We start from the raw sequence: 19,305 nt of genomic DNA, 5'->3' as shown, positions 1-19,305 counted from the left end.
AAGGGTTAGGCGTGTAAAACAATTTTGCCAAACTGCGATGAGCTTTCCATTTTTTGCACTGCTTTTGCAGCGTCGGCCAATGAAAATACCTCGTCAACAACGGGGATTATCTGGTGCTCGTTTACAAAATCAACCATTGCCTTAAAGTCATCCGGATTACCCATCATGGTGCCTATTATCTGCAGCTGTCGCCAAAAGATCTTGCGGCCGTTTAATGGAGGAATATTACCTGCCGTACCACCAAAAACCACTATACGCCCGCCAGGATTGCAAACATCAGGCAGTTTGGCAAATCCATCACCCAGGGCACTGTCAATTATTACGTCAAAGCCACCGGCAAGGTGATGCAGTTGTTCGGCCCAGTCCTGCGCTTTGTAATTTACCCCGGCTGATGCGCCGAGGTGTTTGGCGCGGTCAATTTTTTCGCCCGACCCGGATGTTACAAATACCTGGCAGCCTGCGGCAAGGGCAAACTGTAATGCAAAAGCGCCTGTGCCACCGCCAACTCCGGTTATTAATACTTTATCGCCTTTTTTTGCCTTGCCCTTTGTAAATAAAGCGCGATAAACCGTTAACCCTGCCAGCGGAATTGCTGCAGCCTGCTCCCAGGTTAAATGTGCAGGTTTGACATGTAAATGCTGTGATTGCACTTTAACATATTCAGCAAAGGTACCATCGGCAGGGAGGCCTAAAATTTTAAAATCATCCGACTGAAAGTTTGGATCGTTACCCCAACCATAACCGGGATTGATAATTACTTCCGTACCTATCAAATGCTTATCAGTATCGCTGCCAACTTCGGCAACAATCCCGGCCCCATCTGAGCCGAGGATGGTTGGATATTTTATCCCGGCGTATTTGCCAATGGTTATCCAGTAATCGCGGCGGTTTAAGGCAGCGGCTTTTATTTTTACCAGTGCTTCGCCCGGGGCAAGGGTGGGCTTGTCAACTTCTTTAAATGCAAGCGGTTTATCGGGAGCTTCGAGGACTATTGCTTTCATAGTAAATTACTAACTTATGTCATTGCGAGCGCAGCGTGGCAATCGCGAATAATGCATTTCCGCTTTGCAGATTCTACACCGTTCTGTCCGCTCTGTAAAGTTTGCGCTTGCCACGCTGCGCTCGCAATGACAAGTGTAAATAAAAGCGGCAGTATCTAAAAGAAACTGCCGCAATGTTATTCAAGTTCCCCCTTTAGGGGGTTAGGGGGCTATACCGCTTTTGCGTACAACTCAGCAACGTGGTTCCAGTTGATCACGTTCCAAATAGCCGCTAAATAATCCGGGCGACGGTTTTGATATTTCAGATAGTAAGCATGTTCCCAAACATCAATACCTAAAATTGGCGTGCCCTTTACTATTTCGGGAAGATCCATTAAAGGGTTATCCTGGTTTGGGGTTGATGTAACAGCTAATTTTTTATCGGCAGTAACAATAAGCCAAGCCCAACCTGATCCGAAACGGGTTGCGCCTGCTTCCTGCACTTTTGTTTTAAAATCGGCAAATGAACCGAAAGTGCTGCTAATTGCAGTTGCCAAAGCACCTGTTGGCTCGCCGCCGCCGCTTGGCGAAAGCAATGTCCAGAATAAGCTGTGGTTATAGTGGCCACCGCCATTGTTGCGTACAGCAGGCGGGAACTTTGAAATATTTTTTATAATATCATCAATGCTGCCATCGGCTTCAGGTTTGCCTTCCAACGCTTTGTTTAAGTTGGTAACATAAGCCTGGTGATGTTTTCCATGGTGAATTTCCATGGTCAGTTTATCAATGTGCGGTTCAAGGGCATCGGTAGCGTAAGATAACGCCGGTAGTGTAAAAGCCATAATGATTAGTTTAATGTTTAATGATAGTATGTAACAAATATAAAGTGTTAAAGGTGATAATTGTTCTTATAAATGTCATTTGTTTGGTAGTTCATAGTTGATGGTTCATAGTTCATAGCCGAAAGGTGAAGTTGGCAGTGCCCAGTTGGCGGTTGGCAGGTTTAACTGATTTTTTTTGCTGCCAACTGCCCACTACAAACTGCTAACTATTTCTCCCTCTTCGCCTTAAAAAAATCCTTTACCAATTCGGAGCATTCATTTTCACGGATGCCGCCTGTTATCAGTGTTTTGGGATGGGTTATTTTTTGATTTAAGCGGCCAAAACCCAGCTTAACATCATAAGCGCCAAAAACAATACGGCTAAGCTGAAACCAGTAACATGCGCCTGCACACATTACACATGGCTCCATGGTTACGTATAAAGTACAGTCTTTTAAATATTTACCCCCCATTGAATTTGCAGCAGCTGTAAGGGCCTGCATCTCTGCATGTGCCGATACATCATTTAGCCGCTCGGTAAGGTTATGTCCACGGCCTATAATGCGCCCGTTCCAAACCACTACAGCACCGATAGGGATCTCATCTGCTGCAAGTGCAGCTTTGGCCTCCTTTAGCGCCTCGTTCATAAAAAAATCATCGGGTGATACGGTTGGCTCTTCACCAAAATTAATATACCTCATTATATTAGTTTACTGCCATTGGGGACAGGCTTTTCTACTGCTGCTAAAACAATGTCGCCGTTTTCATCGGCAAACCCTGTAACCAGAAATTCCGACATAAAGTTTGCTACTTGTTTTTTAGGGAAATTTATAACCCCCAGAATTTGACGGCCCGGCAACTGGTCTTTTGTATAGTGTTTAGTAATCTGCGCGCTCGACCATTTTATACCAAACTGACCAAAATCAACTTTAATTTTATAGGCCGGTTTACGGGCTTCGGGAAAATCAGCCACCTCTAAAATTGTCCCAACATGCAGCTCTACTTTTTCAAAATCATGCCAGGTAATGGTTTCCATGGTGCAAAGTTATAAACCTCATACAAATCTGCCATTCATAAGTGGTTTTTATTTTTTTAATTATTGTATATTATCTTTGATAACTTTTGTGCTTTTAGACATCAAATCCTTTTTTTATATTCGGAGAATAAATACCGGATATATAACATTCAGGTGATTTTTTAAATTAGAAAAAGCGGATAGCTATCAATTAAACCCATGATAAAAAAAATTCTGCTTGTTTCCATCTTTGGTTTACTTGCGTTAAGCAGGTTTTCATATGCTAAAAAGCCGTATCACCTTAATATTAACAGGAAAGTTATAACCACTACCGATACTATTCCCAATGCCGATGTAATGGAAGTTGTCAGGAAGGCCATTTATGCTGCTAATGATTTCAACGTTCAGGCAGTGGCCAATTTATATACGCCCAATGCTGTAGTTGCTGATGATGAGCCCCCGTATTCATGGAATGGCCCAACCGCAGGTATTCAATGGATAAATGCTGTTGAAAAAGCGGTAAAAGACTTTCGTATTACCAAATTTGCCGGCACAATTGAGCCGGTAAAGGTTTATCAGCAAAATGCAGATAACGTTTATGTAGTTGTACCGGTGAACTATACTGGTGATTTACCCGGTAAGGCCCATTTTTCGGCAAGGGGGGCCTTTACTTTTGTATTAAGACAGATAAACGATAAGTGGCTGATAAAGAGCCAGGCCTGGATGCCCGAAAAAGGGATGGATTATTAGGTGAGGGGTAAGAAACAAGAATCAAGATGCAAGAAATAAGAGTTGGGAAATAGTACCTTATAAAAATTTATTTATTGTCTAATCTTCTTTTTATCTGCAGTAAAAACCAATGGCGCAGCCCCACTGCCGAAATGCTGTTTAAAAACCACGCTATTCATAAAGCCCGCTCTGCCGGAACAAGTGACAAGGCACGAATAAAAGTGAACCAGAAGCTAGTTGATTGGGCAGATGTGATATTTGTAATGGAACGCAAGCATAAAGAATTGCTTAGGCAATGCTATATTATTTACGGCAAACAATTAGTGGTGCTTGATATTGAAGACCTCTATCCCTATGGAGATTCAGCACTGGTAGAAATATTGCAAAAGGCGCTGGAAGGCTACTTATAAAAAAAAGGCGTATAAACATCAATTTATACGCCTTTAAATATTTTAGACTTTAACGCTGTACTAGTTTGAATCAGTAGAAGTTAAAAAACCTACTGAATGATTGTGCGGGTTCCTGGTAGTAAAAGGCGACTTTTTGGTGAATAAACCCATGCAGAATAAAAGACCGCCCAATATTAATTGCGGCCAAAATACTTTTGATGCAAATGTATATAACCATGGCGATACCAATATTACAAAGCCCATTAATACATCAAGCACATGATGGATAGTTAAAGGAAATTGTTTTATAAACCCGGTTTCGTTATTACTGAATATAGCCATTATTAATTGCAACCATCCAATATACATCGGTAAAAGCAATGCAGCGCTTGAGACATTAACAAATCCGAATAGCCATGGGGATGCAATAAGTGTAAGGGCTACGATATAATTTAAAACTCCGTATACTGCTGTTGAAATAAAGGGCTTCATATTTTTATTATACTTTTTGATGTTTTATTTAAATAAATATCTTAACAAGGATATTTGTGTTCAAAGGTATAAATTTTGAATTTATCTAAAACCCATTTCTTTATAATTATTCGCATGATGGGTGTTTTTTTAACGGAGCCCTTTAAATGACTATTTTTTTTCGACAATTTTTGAGGCTATAAATGCAAATAGACCTAATATAATGGCCGATAATATGCCAAAGCCCAAGCCGGCAAGGGCCATAGCCACACGCGGATGGGTTGAAAATGATGCGGGCATATCTGTGATCATGCTATCCATTTGTTTATGACCGGCAATATATTTTTGAAAAAAAAACACATGGACAGCCGTGATCCAGATACAATTCACCAGGCCCGTAAAAAAGCCATGCAAAAAGTATTTGCCCGCACATGCTTTAGCAATAACCCATGCACAAAAAATAAATATCACCAGCCAAAAGGCGGGTTCAACATTTTGAGGAATGAGGGATACGGTGCCAAAGGCCATTATCAACCCAAAAATTGATAATTGAAAGATGAGTTTCCAGTTCATTGCGATAGGATTTTTATATAAATGTAAAGATTTATATAAAGAAACAAAAACCCGCAAATAAAAAATGGCAACCATAAAATTACGGCCGCCACTAAGTTTAAGTTGATATGTCTCTACTATTGTTTTGTTTCAGGTTCTTTTGCCACGGGGACCTTTAACTTATCTTTAAGTCTTATCTTTAAGTCCCTTCTTTGTTGTAATTATAACTACTCCATGTGCGCCTTTAACACCATAAATAGATGTTGCGCTTGCATCCTTTAGTACCGAGATGCTTTCTATATCATTGGGGTTTATAGTGGCTAAGTCATCCACTTCCTTGCCATCGAGCACATATAAAGGTTTTCCGGAAAGAGAATTGATATTAAATTCAGCCTTTTTTTTACCTGTATCGGTTTTGGAAACAATTGAAGTTATTGCAGCAAGCGAGAGCCTTTGAGTACCTCTAGCATCGTTTTGATCATTGGTTTTATCAATAACGGAGCCGTTTGATCCATCTAAAGCAAATGAAATAGGTACAGAATATGCCACCCTTACAGTTCTTCCGTTTTGGATTCCCGGCTCCCATTTTGGTGATGCTGTTATTACTCTTAACGCTTCTTTGTCAATGTCATCTGCAACACCTCGCGTTACATGAACGCCAGATAATGCTCCGTCCTGTTCCACTATAAAGCTAATTATCACCTTTCCTTGTATGCCCTTATCACGTGAATTTGCAGGGTACTTTATATTTCTCGATATGTAACTAACAAAGCCATCTATCCCACCCGGAAACTGCGGTACCTGCTCAACCGATGTAAATACAGGGCTGGGTTTCGCCCCGACGCTATCTATTGTTATTGATTGATCTCCATTTTTTATTATTTCCGGTTCCTTTTTTACTTCAATAGCACTATCATGCACCATGGTGCTGCTATCAAGTATAATGTTTGGCTGGATAGCTGCGGCGGGGGTTAAAAAAACCTGCTCGGCTTTTTTATTAACAAGATTTATTGTTTTACTGTTGCTGATGGTTGCTGACGATAGTACAAGCATCAAAATAAACAAAGGTGCCGACAGCCCGTATTTAATAAGAGCGATCCTGTTAGATTTATTTTTTTGCAGCATTATTATCCGCTGTTTTAATAAGCTATGGTTATAAAACGGGTTTACTAACTGATGTACGGGCGTGTTAAAGGTTTGGCTTAAAAGCAGTAAAGCATAATCACTTTTATTGGAGCCTGATTGTAGCGCCTGCCTGTCGGCAATGTACTCATGAATATGTTTTATAGCAAAGCGATAAAGGTAAACCACCGGGTTAAACCAGTTAATGATCATTACCGCTTCAATCAGCAATACATCAGCAGAGTGCCATTGATTTGCGTGAACATGTTCATGAGCAGCTATTACATGGTTATCCACTTGGTCGGGCGCAAGCTTTATTTTTTTAAAGAATGAATAGGCAATAGCCGAGTTAGGCTGGTTTATTAATTTTTTAAGCACTATCATCTGCCAAATAAATCGCCCCACTAAAAATATCATCCCTGCCAAATAAATAAACACTAATAGCTGCCCAATGGTTAACTGCGTATCCTGTATCGGCTTAAACTGGTAAACAACCAAAGGGCTGCTGTATATGGTTAATTGTACTTGTTTTGTGATAAATAAATTCTGCACCCAATTTGACTGGATCATAGGGATAAAAAACGAGAGCAAGGATGCGGCTACCAGGTAAACCCGGTTAAGCTGAAAAAAGGTTTCTTTGCGTAACAGCAAAGCATAAAATCCGTAAAACAGCAGCAGGTAAATATTTACCAGCAATAAATAATGCCACCCGGTCATAATTACTTATCTTTTAGTTTTTCAATCAGTTTCATTATCTCATCGGCCTCTTTCAAGTCTATCTTTTCTTTTTTCACAAAATACGAGAACATGCGCTTTACCGAATTATCAAAATAGCCGTTCATTAACTTATCGGTAGCAAAGTTTTGGTATTGTTCTTTGCTTATTACGGGGTGATACTCGTGGCTTTTGCCAAATGCCGTGTGCCCAACAAAACCTTTTGCTTCCAATATTCTTATAATGGTTGACACCGTATTATAAGCCGGTTTAGGTTCAGGAAGCACATCGATCACTTCTTTTACAAATCCTTTTTTTAGCTGCCACAACACCTGCATTATCTGTTCTTCGGCACGTGTTAATTCTTTAATTTCCATACACTTGGGGTTTTAGTCCTGGTAAATAGCCGGCCCGAATCAGGCAAACTTTGTATCAGCATTTATTTTTAAGTTATAATTATTTGCGTTTTTATTACTATCAGTATCAGGGGCGTTCATATATTGCCTGTTCAATACATTAGCGGTTAAACTGTTTTTTGCAGTACCTTAAATGTTGCAACGCGTTACTGAATACCTGTAGCTATACTTAAAAACAATAATGCCATTAATATTATTACCTTCATAATTTAAATGACAATTAAAGCTACAACTAAAATATTAGTTTGCCAACATTTATTTTAATTATTTATTTTCGATTAAACCTAAAGCATACAATAATTTATAAATGAATATAACTTTCCACGGCGCCGCGCGTAACGTAACCGGCAGCAAACATTTAATACGATTAAATGACGGAACCGCTATTTTGCTGGATTGCGGCATGTTCCAGGGAATGGGGGAACATACAGAAGAGTTAAATGAACATTTTGGCTTTAACCCTAAAAAAGTTGATTACCTGGTATTATCACATGCGCATATTGATCATTGCGGCTTAATTCCACGCTTTGTGGCCGAAGGCTTTAACGGGCAAATATTTTGTACCGCACCAACAATGGACCTGGCAAAGATCCTTTTAATGGATTCGGCAAGGATCCAGGAGCAGGATACAGAGTACAGCAATAAACATAGAAAACGAAATGGCCAGCCGCCGCTTGAACCCTTGTATAGTGAAGAACAAGCCATGGAAGCCCTGCGACTATTTAAAATTGTTGATTATAACGAGGAATATGAAATAACCCCATCAGTTAAACTGAAATTTACCGATGCCGGACATTTAGTTGGCAGCGCGGCCGTGAATCTGTCAATAACCGAAAATGGAAAACAAACTCAGATCACATTTAGCGGCGATGTGGGCCGTTACGGCGATATGTTATTAAAAAGCCCGCAACCTTTTCCGCAGGCAGACTATATCATACTGGAATCAACCTATGGCGACTCTTTACATAAGGATGTTGGCGCTATTGAGGATGCATTACTTGAGATTATAAAACATACGTGCGAAATAAAGAAAGGCAAGCTGATAATTCCTGCTTTTAGCGTAGGGCGTACCCAGGAAATATTATATGCGTTAAACGCACTTGAACTAAAAGGTACACTGCCAGATCTGCATTATTACGTTGACAGCCCGCTTTCGGAAAAAGCAACACACGTATTAATGAACCATCCCGAAGTTTACAATAAGGAGGTGGCCGATGTTTTAAAAGTTGACGCCAATCCGTTTGGATTTAAGGGATTACGTTTTATCCAATCAACCGAAGAATCAAAGGCGCTAAATGATGATCCAACGCCATGCGTAATTATTTCTTCATCTGGCATGGCCGAAGCCGGGCGCGTTAAGCATCATATTAAAAACAACATCGGTAACGAAAAATGCACCATATTAATGGTAGGCTATTGTGAGCCAAGCTCGTTAGGCGGGCACCTTTTGCGCGGTGACGATGAGGTGTTTATTTTTGGTGATAAATATGAGGTAAAAGCCGAAGTGCAATCCATAAAATCAATGAGCGCACATGGCGATTATGAAGACCTGCTGCATTTTATCAGCTGCCAGGATCCTAAAAAAGTAAAAGAGATTTTCCTGGTACACGGCGAATACGAGGTTCAGCAGCATTTCAGGCAACGCATTTTAGATAAAGGTTTTGCAACGGTAGAGATCCCTTATCAGCATCAAAGGGTAGAAATTTAAAGGTTCTTTTATACTTAGTATTTAATCTCCGTGAACTTTGCGACTACTTAGTGAACTCTGTGGTAAATTTTTTACTACAAAGCGCGCTACGAGAAAACACAGAGCAGCACAGAGATTTATTAGTTTAACATTGCCATTTGTATAATTCCAAAACAAAATTTGGAAAAATTTCTTTTTTTCTTGGAAAAATTTCTATGTTTGTGTGAGGGAATAATATCATGGCAACAAAAAAACACACCGATACGCCAAAAGCAAAACTCAACAAGCCAAAACCTTACGTTACTGAGCCTGTTGAAATATTTGTTTTTAAGGATTTTGAAGTGCCTTATAATGTATATAAGCCGTTTTATGATAATGACATCAGCCTGCTGGCACGTTCAAAAAAGGGATTACACGCCAAAGCAGCTCTTGATTTTCTTTCCCTTTCGGGGTTTACCCAGGATGAGTTCCAGGAAACATTTAAAACTACTGTTAAAACCATCCAAAATCACGTAACCCGCGAACTAACCCTTGATGCGGCCCTCAGTGAAAAACTATTAAAATCATTTGCGCTTTTTGATAAGGGCACTGAAATATTTGGTTCGGCACGTAGTTTTCATCAATGGCTTAATACGCCTGCCTACGGGCTTGGCAACCAGCTGCCTTTCGAGCTGATGGATACAATTACAGGCATCCAACTCATAGAGGAAGAGCTGATCCGGATTGAGTTTGGTGATCTTGCCTAAGCTTATATGCTGGTTTACAGGATAACATTAGCCAAATATTCAGGCAAGTTAATTGCATCAGGCAGGGCCGCACGGTGGAACCCTAATGACGTTGAAATGATCTATACGGCGGCGTCGCGTTCACTGGCTTGCCTTGAAAATGTTGTTCACCGTGATAAACTAGGGTTGAGCCTGGTATTTAATATTTTAACTATTGAATGCCCTGATGCCATTAAAATAGAAACCATCCCATTAAAAGGCCTGCCCGCAAACTGGATTGATTTTGACCAAATGTATTTAACACAAAAAATTGGTGAAGAATGGGTAAAGAATAACGGATCGGCTATATTGCAGGTGCCATCATCAATAGTAAGTGAAGAAGTTAATTACCTCATCAACCCAAAGCACCCTGATTTCGGGCAGATAAAAATTGTGAAAACACAGCCGTTTGTGTTCGATAGCAGAATAAAACTATAGCAAAAAAATAACGAATGATGAAGCCATTTTACTTCATCATTCGTTATTCAGAATTCAGTGTTCAATATTAAATTTTAGTTTCTCGGAGGCTGTGGTTTTGGCAGCTCTTTGCGCGGGATCATTTCATCGCGTTGTGATGTATTGTAAACAAATGATGCTACAATAGTTGCAGCTTGTTTCAAATCGTCTTCGCTTAGCTTATCATAAGTATCCTGGTTGCTGTGGTGGGTACGTGAACCGTAGTCAAGCGCATCCTGGATAAACTGGAAGCCCGGAATGCCAACAGCATCAAACGAAACATGGTCAGTACTGCCGGTATTGCTGATGGTAACAGTGGTTGCTCCCAAATCTTTAAACGGCTCCAGCCACGCTTTAAATATCGGGCCAGCAAGCGAATCGCCTTGTAAGTAAATGCCGCGCAATTTACCGCTGCCATTATCAAGGTTATAGTATGCTGAAACTTTTGATTGCTCCGGCTTCAGTTCCATTGTTTTAGGGTCGCCGAAGTGGTTAAGCACGTATCCGCGCGAGCCAAATAAGCCTTGTTCTTCCGAACTCCACAAAGCTATACGGATAGTACGGCGGGGTTGAAAGTTAACCGCTTTTAAAATGCGCATTACTTCAAGCATTACAGCGCTCCCTGCCCCATTATCTGTTGCGCCGGTAGCGCCATGCCATGAATCGAGGTGACCGCCAATCATTACAATTTGCTCTTTTAGTTTTTTGTCGGTTCCGGGGATCTCGCCAACAACATCATATCCCTGCAGATCGTCAGTAAAGAATTGGGTTTTAATATCAGCCTCCACACTTACTTTTACACCTGCTTTAACCAGGCGTAAAATGCGTTGAAAATCTTCGCCGCTGGTTTCCAGCTCAGGCGATACGGCTTTTGCAGTATCGGCATATGAAGCGCCGTTGGTTGTAAATACTGTACCATCGCTACCGCGCGTCTGGGTTAATACAAGGCCCGCACCTTCACCCTGTAAAAAGGTATTAATTGCGGTACGTAAGGCACGTGCTTTTTGCGCTGCTGCAAACTGCGGTGAATTTGGACCACCCGCTCTGCGCTGACCGCCTGCCTGTGATTTTGCTTTGGCCATTTCATCAAGCTGCTCATCGGTATAACGAACGCCATCAGCTTTGAAGGTTCTTTCAGTGCCAGGTTTGGTATCAAATATTACAATTTTACCTTTTAAGGTGCCTTTGTATTTATCAAGGTCTGTAAGGGTATCGGCCTTTACCAAAACCACATCGCCTTTTATTGAGCCGTTGGTACCGGGAGTCCAGGCTTTAGGGATGGCTATTAGCGCGTGATAGTAAGGAACCGTCATGGCTATATAGTTTTTTTGAACTTCCCAGCCCTTGCCGAATTTGCCCCATGCTTCGCGTTTGGCATTTGCCATACCCCAGGTTTTAAGTTCGCTTACGGCCCAATCCTGCGCACGTTTTAAACCAGGCGAACCGGATAAACGCGGACCGGAAGCATCAGTTAAATGAAAAGCAATATCCATAACTTTTGAATGGTTAAGCCCCTCTTCGCGAATTTTTTGGACCATTGCAGGGTCGGGGGTGTCCTGGGCAAACGTTGCGCCGGTAGTAGCTGCCAAAAGCAGGCAGGAATAAAGTAATTTTATTTTCATACGATCAGTTTTTTGAAATATTACAGTTTAGGGGAGGCTATAATAATTCTACAGTTAATAATGTTGTCAGTTGCAAACAAACTTATTTATTAAAAACCGCAAAACTTAATAAGCGCTTTAACAAAGTTGTTACATGTAATAATTAATTTGAGGTATATTTGAATTATGGGTGAGAGTAATAATGATTGGTCGGCTTTTAACGCCAGGGTAGCAGTTGAAGCCGCAAAAAATCAGCCCTGTTATTTTAAAACATTGAGATGGCAGGGAAGGATGATTATTGCGAATTATGACCTTAAAACTTACGAAGTTTTGAAAACTTCGTAAGTTTATATACACTTGATTCCTGACTCTTGAATTCCTGATTCTATTTTCTTAATTTATCAGCAACTTATACCCTCTTCCATGCACGTTAATGATCTCAACCGATGGATCGTCTTTTAAATACTTCCTGATCTTACTTAAAAAAACATCCATGCTGCGGCCGTTAAAGTAGTTATCATCATGCCAGATGTTCAGTAAAGCTTCTTCGCGGGTAAGTACTTCGTTTTTGCGGATGCAAAGCAGGCGCAGCAACTCGGCTTCTTTGGTTGACAGTTTTTGCTGTGCCTCGCCAATAGTTATGATCTGCGAGGTATAATCAAACGTATAGTGGCCCAGCTTAAACCTGGTTTGTTTTTCTTCTTCGTGTTTCTCTGAATTGCTGGTTCTTTTAAGCAATGCATTTATACGGAGCAATAGTTCTTCAATGCGGAAAGGTTTGGTAATATAATCGTCGCCGCCTAAATTAAAAGCCATGGTTTTATCTTCTATCATACCCTTTGCCGTTGCAAAAATTATTGGCACGTGAGCATTAATTTTCCTGATATCCTTGCCCAAAGTAAAGCCATCTTTTTTGGGCATCATCACATCCAGGATCAGCAGATCAAAAGTGTGCTTGGTAAAAGTGCGCAAACCCTCCTCGCCATCTTTACACAAAATAACATCAAACTTTCCCTTCAACTGCAGGTAATCCTGTAACAGTAAGCCTAAATTCGGATCATCCTCAACCAGTAGTATTTTTTTCATGATGTTTTTGTAGTCCGGAAAGCCGGAAAGCGTATTATTTTAAGGTTATTAGTAGTATACTTTATTATTTGAGCATCTTACCCGTTTCAAAATCCGAAACTAGGCCCCCTCTAAATCTCCCCCGGTAGGGGAGACTTTAACTTCGCTCTTTGAGATTATTCTTTTCTTCAAAATCCGAAATCGAAATTCCGACTTCCGAAATTCCTCTCTAAGCGATTTGAAATTTCAGCTCAAATTCCGATCCTTTTTCTTTTTCAGATTTTACGCTGATGATTCCGTTAAGTCGTTTTACTACTGTGTTTACGTAGCTTAAGCCCAGGCCGAAACCTTTAACATCGTGCAGGTTACCGGTAGGGATGCGATAAAATTGTTCAAAGATCTTGGTTTGCTGGTCGCGGCTCATGCCTACACCCTTATCGGCCACTTTAATAACCACCTGCCCGTTTTTGTTAAGTGTGCTGATAGTTATATCAGGGTTGTTAACACTGTATTTAATGGCATTGTCGATCAGGTTATAGATCACGTTAGAAAAATGAAGCTCATCGGCACTAATAATTGCGTTTTCGGCATCAAGCTGTAAAGCAATAACAGCATTGTTTTTTTGAAGCTTAAGCTCCATGCTATCAACCACTACGGCAATCATTTCATTAACATCAAGTGGTCTTTTTTCCAGCTTAAAATCGTTTTTCTCAATCCGGGCAATGTTCAATACCCTTTCAATATGGCTGCCTAAGCGTTCGTTCTCCTCGTAAATAATATTTGCAAGGCGGGCAACCCGGCTTCTGTCCTGTGCAATTTCGCTATCCTTCAGGGCCTCGCTGGCGATCATTATGGTTGATACAGGAGTTTTGAACTCATGTGTCATATTATTAATGAAATCGGTCTTCATTTCGGCCACCTTTTTTTGCTTAAGGATGGAGAATATGGTGTAACCAAAACAAAATATCAATACAAGCAATAATCCGCCTGTTGTAGCCAATGAGGCCGTCATCTTGTTTAACAGCAATACATTTCTTTGCGGGAAAGCAAGCCTGATAAGCCCCGGATCATTGATCACATCCTTACTAAAGATAGAGGTTTGGTAAATGTTTATATCTGTAAATGTTGGCTTAACGCCGGAAAGGTCATTCGCTTTTGAAAAAATAAGCGAGTCTTTATTAGCCAGGGTAACCTCATAGCTAAAAGGCAAATTAATACCCTTGTTACGCAGTTCAAATCTAAGCAGGGTATCAATCCAGTATGGATCAAGGCGTAATTTTAATGGTTCGCCATATTTACCATACTCTTCGGCCAGGTTAGCAATCACCGTTGTTTTACTGTTATTTTGCGGTGTGTTTTCCAGCGAGTCGTTCTCTAATAATTTCCTTATTTCACTCAGCTGCTTTTCCTTCAGTTTTCTCTCCTGCACACGTGCCCATTCCTCATTTAAATGGGGAACAGAAATTACCTGTTTGCCAAATTGAGGGTCGCTGTATAAATACTTCACGGTATCATACTTATGCAGTTTTCGTTTTTGAGAAGCTTGCGGGTTTTTTACAAATTCGGGTGTTATGCGCTGATGGGTAATGCCGAGCTCATCTGTATATTCTTCAAAGCGAAACTGGAGGTCAAATTTGCCGCCATGGGTAAGCCTGGTAAATTCTTCATCCATTTTTTTATTAAGGATAAGCCTGCGCAGGCTATCGCGCAATAGTGCCAATTTTTTTTGGCGATAGGTAAGCTTCTTTTTCGAAGTGGTTTTTGTTAAATTATTATTAATGTTTCCATTATCGTCAACAGCCTTGCTTTTCCAGGCTGTAACAGCCGTATTATGAAGCTTGGTTTTTGAATTTAAAAAGTTTAATGCATCGTGCCGGGTAACCCTTGCTACCACATTATTAAGCGCTTCATTTACCGAGCGGTCAAACAGCTCAGACTGCAATTGATAGGATTGATTTAAAAAGTATAATTGCATAGTAATTACGCCCAAAAGCGCAAAACTCATCAACCCGATAATAAGTGCTATACTTCTTTTTCTCATCGTAAAAAACAAAAATATTTTAAATAAGCCTACATATTTTGCTTTTAACAAATTTTAACAATTAATAACTAATATTTAACGCCTTGAAATATAGTTGTTTGTTTAAATTTGACAAGCAATTAAACCTGGTTACTGTAACTTTGATGTGAACACGCAATATTAAAACCCCATTAAAGTTAATTAACTTTAAACAAACATACCCCACAATGAAAAAGCTTTTAGTAAAACCCGGATTCGAATTTATTTTTTCTTTTAGTTTAGTGATGATACTTGGCCTTCCGCCTGTATTGCTTGCGCAAATTAAAACGCAAAAAGATATGGACATAAGAATAGCAAATGGCGATACTACTATAAATGGTAAAAATATAAAAGAGCTTTCTGCTGCCGAGAGGCAGGATGCGTTAACTGATATTAACAATCTGCCTAAAAGTCCCGTTAAAGAATTCGGGCAAAACAGTAATGACCGCCGTGTTTTTACCTTTAAACGGGGGGATACCCTGGGCGGTGATGAGCTGAAGCCCGGCAAAATGAAAAAGATGAACAGGGAAATGGTGTTTAACTATCGCCAGGACGAAGGCGCCGCCGACAAAATGGAAATGAAAGAGAGAAGATTTGAGCGCTCAATAGGGAGGTTCGACAGGAAAAACACCCAGAATTTTGAGTATGTAAATACAGATAACGATGGCGTTAGCACCCATATTAGTTTCCGTGTATCAGAAGCATCAGACGATGACCTGAAAAGGATGCCCTATGTTGAAGGACCAAAATTTGAAATTAAAGACCTGAACCTTGTACCGCAGTTTTCTAGCGGTAAAGTTTTACTGATGTTTAACCTGCTTTCAAAAGCGCCCGCTGAAGTTAAGCTGAGCGACAGCGAAGGCAAATTTCTTTGGAGCGAAAAAGCTATAAACGGCAGCTTTAGCAAAGGCTTTGCTTTAGGCTTAAACGGTATTTACTACCTGCAAATAAAACAGGGTAAAAGCATTTCTTTGAAAAGGATAATGAAGGAGGAATAATTTTTAAGAAGTGGGCAATGGGCAGTTTTCAGTGGGCAGTTGCCTGGTGATAATGTGCTTACCTGCGGAATATTTCAAACAAAGAAAAAGCCATTTCAAATCGAAATGGCTTTTTCTTTGTTCTTTTTACTACTGCAAACTACCTGCCAGCAACTGCAAACTTTCATCACTAAAAAGGCAAATCATCCTCATCAGGTGTTGAGCTGATGTCGGCCGGAGGTGCATATTCTGGTGTTGTAGCAGCGCCTGCGCCTGCTAAAACGTTTATTTTCCAAAGCTGCATAGAGTTGAAATAGCTTTTTTTGCCGGTTTTATCAGTCCACGGGCGGCCTTTTAAATTGAAGAAAACTTCAACATCATCACCAACTTTTGTATTGTCTAATAAATTGCAGCGGTCCTGTATTGCTTCGAATTTTAAATACTCCGGATATTGCGGATTTTCGATATATTCAATAATCAATTCTCTTTTTTTTAGTGAGTCAGTAACCTGTACTGTTGGGCTCACTTCATGTACCTTACCCTTAATTTCCATAGTTTCAAAATTAAAAATGTAAAGTTAATAGATAAGAAATAAAATCGGGCGTTTTTAATTCATAAATTCGCAAAATATCATGCAAGTTTTCCACACTGAAAATAAAATTATAATAACCTGTAATAAAAGGTTGTCAGCTTACCTGCAACAGGAGGTTGAAGACCTGGGTTTTAAGCCTGTCCGTGTTTTTCAAACCGGCGTTGAGCTTTTGGGTACAGTTACCGACTGTATTGCGTTAAATTTAAATTTGCGCTGCGCCAGCCAGGTGCTTTATTTAATTAAAAGCTTTAATGCCGACGACCCCAAACAGCTTTATGATGAGCTGGTTGAGATAGAGTGGGAAAAGCTTATTGATTTTAGCGGCTATTTCTCCGTTACGTCAAACGTAAATAACGAGCATATACTTACCCCGCTTTTTGCAAATGTGAAGGTTAAGGATGCTATTGCCGACAGGATAAAATCTGTAAAAGGCTTACGGCCAAACTCGGGCGCCGAATCAAATAAAACGGTGGTTCACCTTTATTGGCAGGATAACGAGGCCGATATATTTCTAGATACATCGGGCGAAACGCTGGCTAAGCACAGCTATCGTAAGATACCGGGAAAGGCGCCCATGCTTGAGGCTTTGGCTACATCAACCATTATGGCCACTCATTGGGATAGGAAAAGCACTTTTATTAATCCTATGTGCGGGTCGGGTACTCTTGCTATTGAAGCCGCCCTGCTGGCTACTGATAAATGCCCGGGCCTGTTCAGAATGAATTATGGCTTTATGCACATTATGGGTTATGATGAAACTGTGTTTTTTACCGAACGCAGAAAGCTAAAGGATAAAGCAAAAAAAGAAACCGGCTTTAAAATCATTGCTACTGATATATCAGAAGATGCGGTTGACATCGCACAAAAAAATGCAAAAACAGCCGGAGTAGAACATTTAATTGATTTTAGCGTTTGTGATTTTGCAGATACACCGGTACCGGAAGAGCCAGGCGTTATAATGTTTAATCCTGAATATGGTGAGCGCCTTGGTGTGCACACCAAACTGGAAGCCACTTATAAGCGGATGGGCGATTTTATGAAAAAGGAGTGTTTGGGCTATCGCGGTTATGTTTTTACCGGCAACCCCGACCTTGCGAAGGTGATTGGCTTACGGGCATCGCGCAAAATTGAGTTTTACAATGGCAAGCTTGACTGCCGCCTATTAGAATATGAGCTTTATACCGGCAGTAAAAGGGAGCCGCGGGATTAGTTTTGAGTTGATTGAGTTTAGATTAAGCCGATTGGGTTAAAAGACCGGCTATCTGCTCTGTCGTTTGTTTACTATGTTAATTATAAAATGAAAAGAATCACGTTATCAATAATAGCTCTATTAATATCCGTTAGCTGCTTTGCACAGGAAGAAATTGCGTTTCCTTTCCAGGGCGGGAAGGATGCAATGATCAAATTTTTTAAAGACAGCCTGGTTGTTTCTCAGGATATTATTCAGAAAAAAGCTGTTGGTGTGGTTATGTTTAAATTTACTGCCGATGTAAAGGGTAATATTAAAAAGACTATTATTTATTATGCCGATGATGCCCTTTTAGCGATTCCGGTAATTGAGGCCATTAAAAAATCGAATCATAAATGGGTAATACCTAATCATGAAAAAGCGCATGATTATATAATGCCATTTTATATCCGCTATAATTTACCTGAAACCCCTGATGCCGACCTGCAAAAAGCGGCTTATGATAACTATCGTAATAAAAGGCCTATTTTTCCTAATAATCAAATCCCTCTTGATATGGCAACCTTATTGCCGGCTATAACAATAAATTATGATGTTGCGCCATAATAAGCTTTCGGCTTTACTTTATAGCATGGTCTAATATTTTAAGAGCCTTCTTGTGTAATGAGATACTTGCCCGGGGAAGTATTTACTGGCTCTATGACCTTTTGTGTGGTTCTCTTTTTTCTTAAACAGAGGCATAGCCTCGGCAAATGTTGTAACAACGGATTTTAATCCGTTGAAGATGTAAAGAATAAAAAAAAGAACAGTATGTTCGATCCATTTATATCATATTGGTCGTGCCTATGGCACTTTATTTGGTGAGTTTTATCTGCGCTGGGTTAAAACCCAGCGTTACAAAATATTTCGAGCCCATGGCTCTATAAGGAAATCTCCACACAAAGGGTTGTTGAGCCTATTTATTTCACGAAAAATGCCGTAGTTTGTAGTATGCGGCTAGCACAGAAAATATCCAAACACTACAGCCCACCGCACATTGCCGGCCGAACAAATGGAAATTCAAAAAGAACGTATAATATTAGGCATTGACCCTGGAACGGTAGTGATGGGTTACGGCCTTGTGAAAGAGGTGGGTACAAAAATAGAGCTGGTAAGCCTGGGTGTGGTAAAAATGGAAAAAATTGACGACCACATGCTGAAGCTGCAACGCATCTTTGAAAAAACAGTTGCTTTAATTGATAACTATAACCCGGATTGCCTGGCTATTGAGGCGCCATTTTATGGTAAAAACATCCAGGTGATGCTGAAGCTTGGCCGGGCACAGGGCATGGCTATTGCTGCTGCTTTGTCGCGCAATTTGGTGATTACCGAATATGCACCCCGCAAAATAAAACAATCCATTACCGGGAACGGGAACGCCACAAAAGAACAGGTTGCCGCTATGCTACAAACCCTGCTTAAATTTACAGAGACCCCCGATTTTTTAGATGCCACCGATGGCCTGGCTGTAGCTGTTTGTCACTCCTTCCAGCGCATTCCTACGGGCAAAAGCTCAGGCAGCAAGAAATCATACTCCGGCTGGGATACTTTTGCCAAGGATAATGCAAGCCGGGTTGCGGGATTAGGGAAGGTGAAGAAGTAAAAATCGTACTCAGCAATTGTCGGCCTTTTGATCTGCGGAATCCTTTAATCAAAAAAATCAACGG

At 40.5% G+C, this 19,305-nt stretch carries 21 protein-coding genes; 9 read left to right on the top strand and 12 right to left on the bottom strand.

Annotated elements, in window-relative coordinates:
- Positions 1-5 precede the first annotated feature (5 nt).
- The 4 genes from BUE31_RS28275 to BUE31_RS28260 all read right to left on the bottom strand — a co-directional run bounded on the left by BUE31_RS28275 (position 6) and on the right by BUE31_RS28260 (position 2,837).
- The gene (locus BUE31_RS28275; RefSeq protein ID WP_073407237.1) at positions 6-1,001 is read right to left on the bottom strand and encodes a quinone oxidoreductase family protein; all 996 of its coding nucleotides are present in this window, start codon (positions 999-1,001) and stop codon (positions 6-8) included.
- A gap of 209 nt (positions 1,002-1,210) precedes the next feature.
- Positions 1,211-1,822: a superoxide dismutase gene (locus BUE31_RS28270; protein WP_073407236.1), complete on the bottom strand. Its 612-nt coding sequence runs from the start codon at positions 1,820-1,822 to the stop codon at positions 1,211-1,213.
- 206 nt (positions 1,823-2,028) lie between these two features.
- The gene (locus tag BUE31_RS28265) at positions 2,029-2,502 is read right to left on the bottom strand and encodes a nucleoside deaminase (protein ID WP_073407235.1); all 474 of its coding nucleotides are present in this window, start codon (positions 2,500-2,502) and stop codon (positions 2,029-2,031) included.
- Entirely contained in the window at positions 2,502-2,837 is a 336-nt protein-coding gene (locus tag BUE31_RS28260; RefSeq protein ID WP_073407234.1) for a tRNA-binding protein, read from the bottom strand. Before BUE31_RS28260 ends, BUE31_RS28265 begins: the two co-directional genes overlap by 1 nt.
- Before the next feature lie 198 nt (positions 2,838-3,035).
- Between BUE31_RS28260 and BUE31_RS28255 the strand changes: the two genes are divergently transcribed.
- Positions 3,036-3,566 (top strand): DUF4440 domain-containing protein, encoded by a 531-nt coding sequence (locus BUE31_RS28255; protein WP_073407233.1) that lies wholly within the window; start codon positions 3,036-3,038, stop codon positions 3,564-3,566.
- Between the two features lie 74 nt (positions 3,567-3,640).
- A complete protein-coding gene (locus BUE31_RS28250; protein WP_234997927.1) occupies positions 3,641-3,955 on the top strand; it encodes a low molecular weight protein tyrosine phosphatase family protein in 315 nt (104 codons plus the stop codon).
- Positions 3,956-4,015: 60 nt separating this feature from the next.
- Here BUE31_RS28250 and BUE31_RS28245 read toward each other — a convergent pair whose 3' ends face one another.
- From BUE31_RS28245 to BUE31_RS28230, 4 genes are all read right to left on the bottom strand, one after another.
- Positions 4,016-4,426: an SPW repeat domain-containing protein gene (locus tag BUE31_RS28245; protein ID WP_073407232.1), complete on the bottom strand. Its 411-nt coding sequence runs from the start codon at positions 4,424-4,426 to the stop codon at positions 4,016-4,018.
- Positions 4,427-4,576: 150 nt separating this feature from the next.
- On the bottom strand, positions 4,577-4,978 hold the full coding sequence (locus tag BUE31_RS28240) for a hypothetical protein (protein WP_073407321.1): 402 nt from the start codon (positions 4,976-4,978) through the stop codon (positions 4,577-4,579).
- Positions 4,979-5,143: 165 nt separating this feature from the next.
- Positions 5,144-6,796 (bottom strand): M56 family metallopeptidase, encoded by a 1,653-nt coding sequence (locus BUE31_RS28235; protein WP_073407231.1) that lies wholly within the window; start codon positions 6,794-6,796, stop codon positions 5,144-5,146.
- A gap of 2 nt (positions 6,797-6,798) precedes the next feature.
- Positions 6,799-7,170 carry a BlaI/MecI/CopY family transcriptional regulator gene (locus BUE31_RS28230; RefSeq protein WP_073407230.1) on the bottom strand — a complete coding sequence of 124 codons (372 nt, stop codon included), beginning with the start codon at positions 7,168-7,170 and terminating at the stop codon, positions 6,799-6,801.
- Between the two features lie 346 nt (positions 7,171-7,516).
- On the opposite strand from BUE31_RS28230, the gene BUE31_RS28225 reads away from it, so the two are divergent.
- The 3 genes from BUE31_RS28225 to BUE31_RS28215 all read left to right on the top strand — a co-directional run bounded on the left by BUE31_RS28225 (position 7,517) and on the right by BUE31_RS28215 (position 10,098).
- Entirely contained in the window at positions 7,517-8,917 is a 1,401-nt protein-coding gene (locus BUE31_RS28225; protein WP_073407229.1) for an MBL fold metallo-hydrolase RNA specificity domain-containing protein, read from the top strand.
- Positions 8,918-9,135: 218 nt separating this feature from the next.
- Positions 9,136-9,642: a type II RES/Xre toxin-antitoxin system antitoxin gene (locus BUE31_RS28220; RefSeq protein ID WP_083620467.1), complete on the top strand. Its 507-nt coding sequence runs from the start codon at positions 9,136-9,138 to the stop codon at positions 9,640-9,642.
- Positions 9,643-9,648: 6 nt separating this feature from the next.
- On the top strand, positions 9,649-10,098 hold the full coding sequence (locus BUE31_RS28215; protein ID WP_073407228.1) for an RES family NAD+ phosphorylase: 450 nt from the start codon (positions 9,649-9,651) through the stop codon (positions 10,096-10,098).
- Between the two features lie 74 nt (positions 10,099-10,172).
- Here the strand turns inward: BUE31_RS28215 and BUE31_RS28210 are convergent, their stop codons facing one another.
- From BUE31_RS28210 to BUE31_RS28200, 3 genes are all read right to left on the bottom strand, one after another.
- A complete protein-coding gene (locus BUE31_RS28210; RefSeq protein ID WP_073407227.1) occupies positions 10,173-11,738 on the bottom strand; it encodes a M28 family metallopeptidase in 1,566 nt (521 codons plus the stop codon).
- Positions 11,739-12,110: 372 nt separating this feature from the next.
- Positions 12,111-12,803, bottom strand: coding sequence for a response regulator transcription factor (locus BUE31_RS28205; protein WP_073407226.1), 693 nt, complete (start codon positions 12,801-12,803; stop codon positions 12,111-12,113).
- Positions 12,804-13,011: 208 nt separating this feature from the next.
- Positions 13,012-14,823, bottom strand: coding sequence for a sensor histidine kinase (locus tag BUE31_RS28200; RefSeq protein WP_073407225.1), 1,812 nt, complete (start codon positions 14,821-14,823; stop codon positions 13,012-13,014).
- A gap of 206 nt (positions 14,824-15,029) precedes the next feature.
- Here BUE31_RS28200 and BUE31_RS28195 point away from each other — a divergent pair, with 206 nt between their 5' ends.
- Complete coding sequence (locus BUE31_RS28195; RefSeq protein WP_073407224.1) at positions 15,030-15,839, top strand: T9SS type A sorting domain-containing protein; 810 nt, start codon at positions 15,030-15,032, stop codon at positions 15,837-15,839.
- 169 nt (positions 15,840-16,008) lie between these two features.
- Here the strand turns inward: BUE31_RS28195 and BUE31_RS28190 are convergent, their stop codons facing one another.
- On the bottom strand, positions 16,009-16,371 hold the full coding sequence (locus BUE31_RS28190) for a DUF3127 domain-containing protein (RefSeq protein ID WP_073407223.1): 363 nt from the start codon (positions 16,369-16,371) through the stop codon (positions 16,009-16,011).
- A 79-nt stretch (positions 16,372-16,450) separates the two neighbouring features.
- Between BUE31_RS28190 and BUE31_RS28185 the strand changes: the two genes are divergently transcribed.
- The 3 genes from BUE31_RS28185 to ruvC all read left to right on the top strand — a co-directional run bounded on the left by BUE31_RS28185 (position 16,451) and on the right by ruvC (position 19,241).
- A complete protein-coding gene (locus BUE31_RS28185; protein ID WP_073407222.1) occupies positions 16,451-17,620 on the top strand; it encodes a THUMP domain-containing class I SAM-dependent RNA methyltransferase in 1,170 nt (389 codons plus the stop codon).
- 87 nt (positions 17,621-17,707) lie between these two features.
- Positions 17,708-18,205 (top strand): hypothetical protein, encoded by a 498-nt coding sequence (locus BUE31_RS28180; RefSeq protein ID WP_073407221.1) that lies wholly within the window; start codon positions 17,708-17,710, stop codon positions 18,203-18,205.
- A 445-nt stretch (positions 18,206-18,650) separates the two neighbouring features.
- Positions 18,651-19,241: a crossover junction endodeoxyribonuclease RuvC gene (gene ruvC / locus BUE31_RS28175; RefSeq protein ID WP_073407220.1), complete on the top strand. Its 591-nt coding sequence runs from the start codon at positions 18,651-18,653 to the stop codon at positions 19,239-19,241.
- Positions 19,242-19,305: the final 64 nt, after the last annotated feature.

This window comes from Mucilaginibacter sp. OK098 (assembly GCF_900142915.1).
Classification (GTDB): domain Bacteria; phylum Bacteroidota; class Bacteroidia; order Sphingobacteriales; family Sphingobacteriaceae; genus Mucilaginibacter.
Note: the sequence above shows the minus strand (reverse complement) of the source record. Positions and strands in the feature narration are given on the sequence as shown.

Bases quoted from the DNA above. Each gene is read 5' to 3' on its own strand.
- BUE31_RS28265 (WP_073407235.1), bottom strand. From the start codon at position 2,502: ATGAGGTATATTAATTTTGGTGAAGAGCCAACCGTATCACCCGATGAT.
- BUE31_RS28235 (WP_073407231.1), bottom strand. From the start codon at position 6,796: ATGACCGGGTGGCATTATTTATTGCTGGTAAATATTTACCTGCTGCTG.
- BUE31_RS28205 (WP_073407226.1), bottom strand. From the start codon at position 12,803: ATGAAAAAAATACTACTGGTTGAGGATGATCCGAATTTAGGCTTACTG.
- BUE31_RS28190 (WP_073407223.1), bottom strand. From the start codon at position 16,371: ATGGAAATTAAGGGTAAGGTACATGAAGTGAGCCCAACAGTACAGGTT.
- BUE31_RS28215 (WP_073407228.1), top strand. From the start codon at position 9,649: ATGCTGGTTTACAGGATAACATTAGCCAAATATTCAGGCAAGTTAATT.
- BUE31_RS28275 (WP_073407237.1), bottom strand. From the start codon at position 1,001: ATGAAAGCAATAGTCCTCGAAGCTCCCGATAAACCGCTTGCATTTAAA.
- BUE31_RS28260 (WP_073407234.1), bottom strand. From the start codon at position 2,837: ATGGAAACCATTACCTGGCATGATTTTGAAAAAGTAGAGCTGCATGTT.
- ruvC (WP_073407220.1), top strand. From the start codon at position 18,651: ATGGAAATTCAAAAAGAACGTATAATATTAGGCATTGACCCTGGAACG.
- BUE31_RS28195 (WP_073407224.1), top strand. From the start codon at position 15,030: ATGAAAAAGCTTTTAGTAAAACCCGGATTCGAATTTATTTTTTCTTTT.
- BUE31_RS28185 (WP_073407222.1), top strand. From the start codon at position 16,451: ATGCAAGTTTTCCACACTGAAAATAAAATTATAATAACCTGTAATAAA.
- BUE31_RS28220 (WP_083620467.1), top strand. From the start codon at position 9,136: ATGGCAACAAAAAAACACACCGATACGCCAAAAGCAAAACTCAACAAG.
- BUE31_RS28255 (WP_073407233.1), top strand. From the start codon at position 3,036: ATGATAAAAAAAATTCTGCTTGTTTCCATCTTTGGTTTACTTGCGTTA.
- BUE31_RS28225 (WP_073407229.1), top strand. From the start codon at position 7,517: ATGAATATAACTTTCCACGGCGCCGCGCGTAACGTAACCGGCAGCAAA.
- BUE31_RS28230 (WP_073407230.1), bottom strand. From the start codon at position 7,170: ATGGAAATTAAAGAATTAACACGTGCCGAAGAACAGATAATGCAGGTG.
- BUE31_RS28200 (WP_073407225.1), bottom strand. From the start codon at position 14,823: ATGAGAAAAAGAAGTATAGCACTTATTATCGGGTTGATGAGTTTTGCG.
- BUE31_RS28240 (WP_073407321.1), bottom strand. From the start codon at position 4,978: ATGAACTGGAAACTCATCTTTCAATTATCAATTTTTGGGTTGATAATG.
- BUE31_RS28180 (WP_073407221.1), top strand. From the start codon at position 17,708: ATGAAAAGAATCACGTTATCAATAATAGCTCTATTAATATCCGTTAGC.
- BUE31_RS28270 (WP_073407236.1), bottom strand. From the start codon at position 1,822: ATGGCTTTTACACTACCGGCGTTATCTTACGCTACCGATGCCCTTGAA.
- BUE31_RS28210 (WP_073407227.1), bottom strand. From the start codon at position 11,738: ATGAAAATAAAATTACTTTATTCCTGCCTGCTTTTGGCAGCTACTACC.
- BUE31_RS28245 (WP_073407232.1), bottom strand. From the start codon at position 4,426: ATGAAGCCCTTTATTTCAACAGCAGTATACGGAGTTTTAAATTATATC.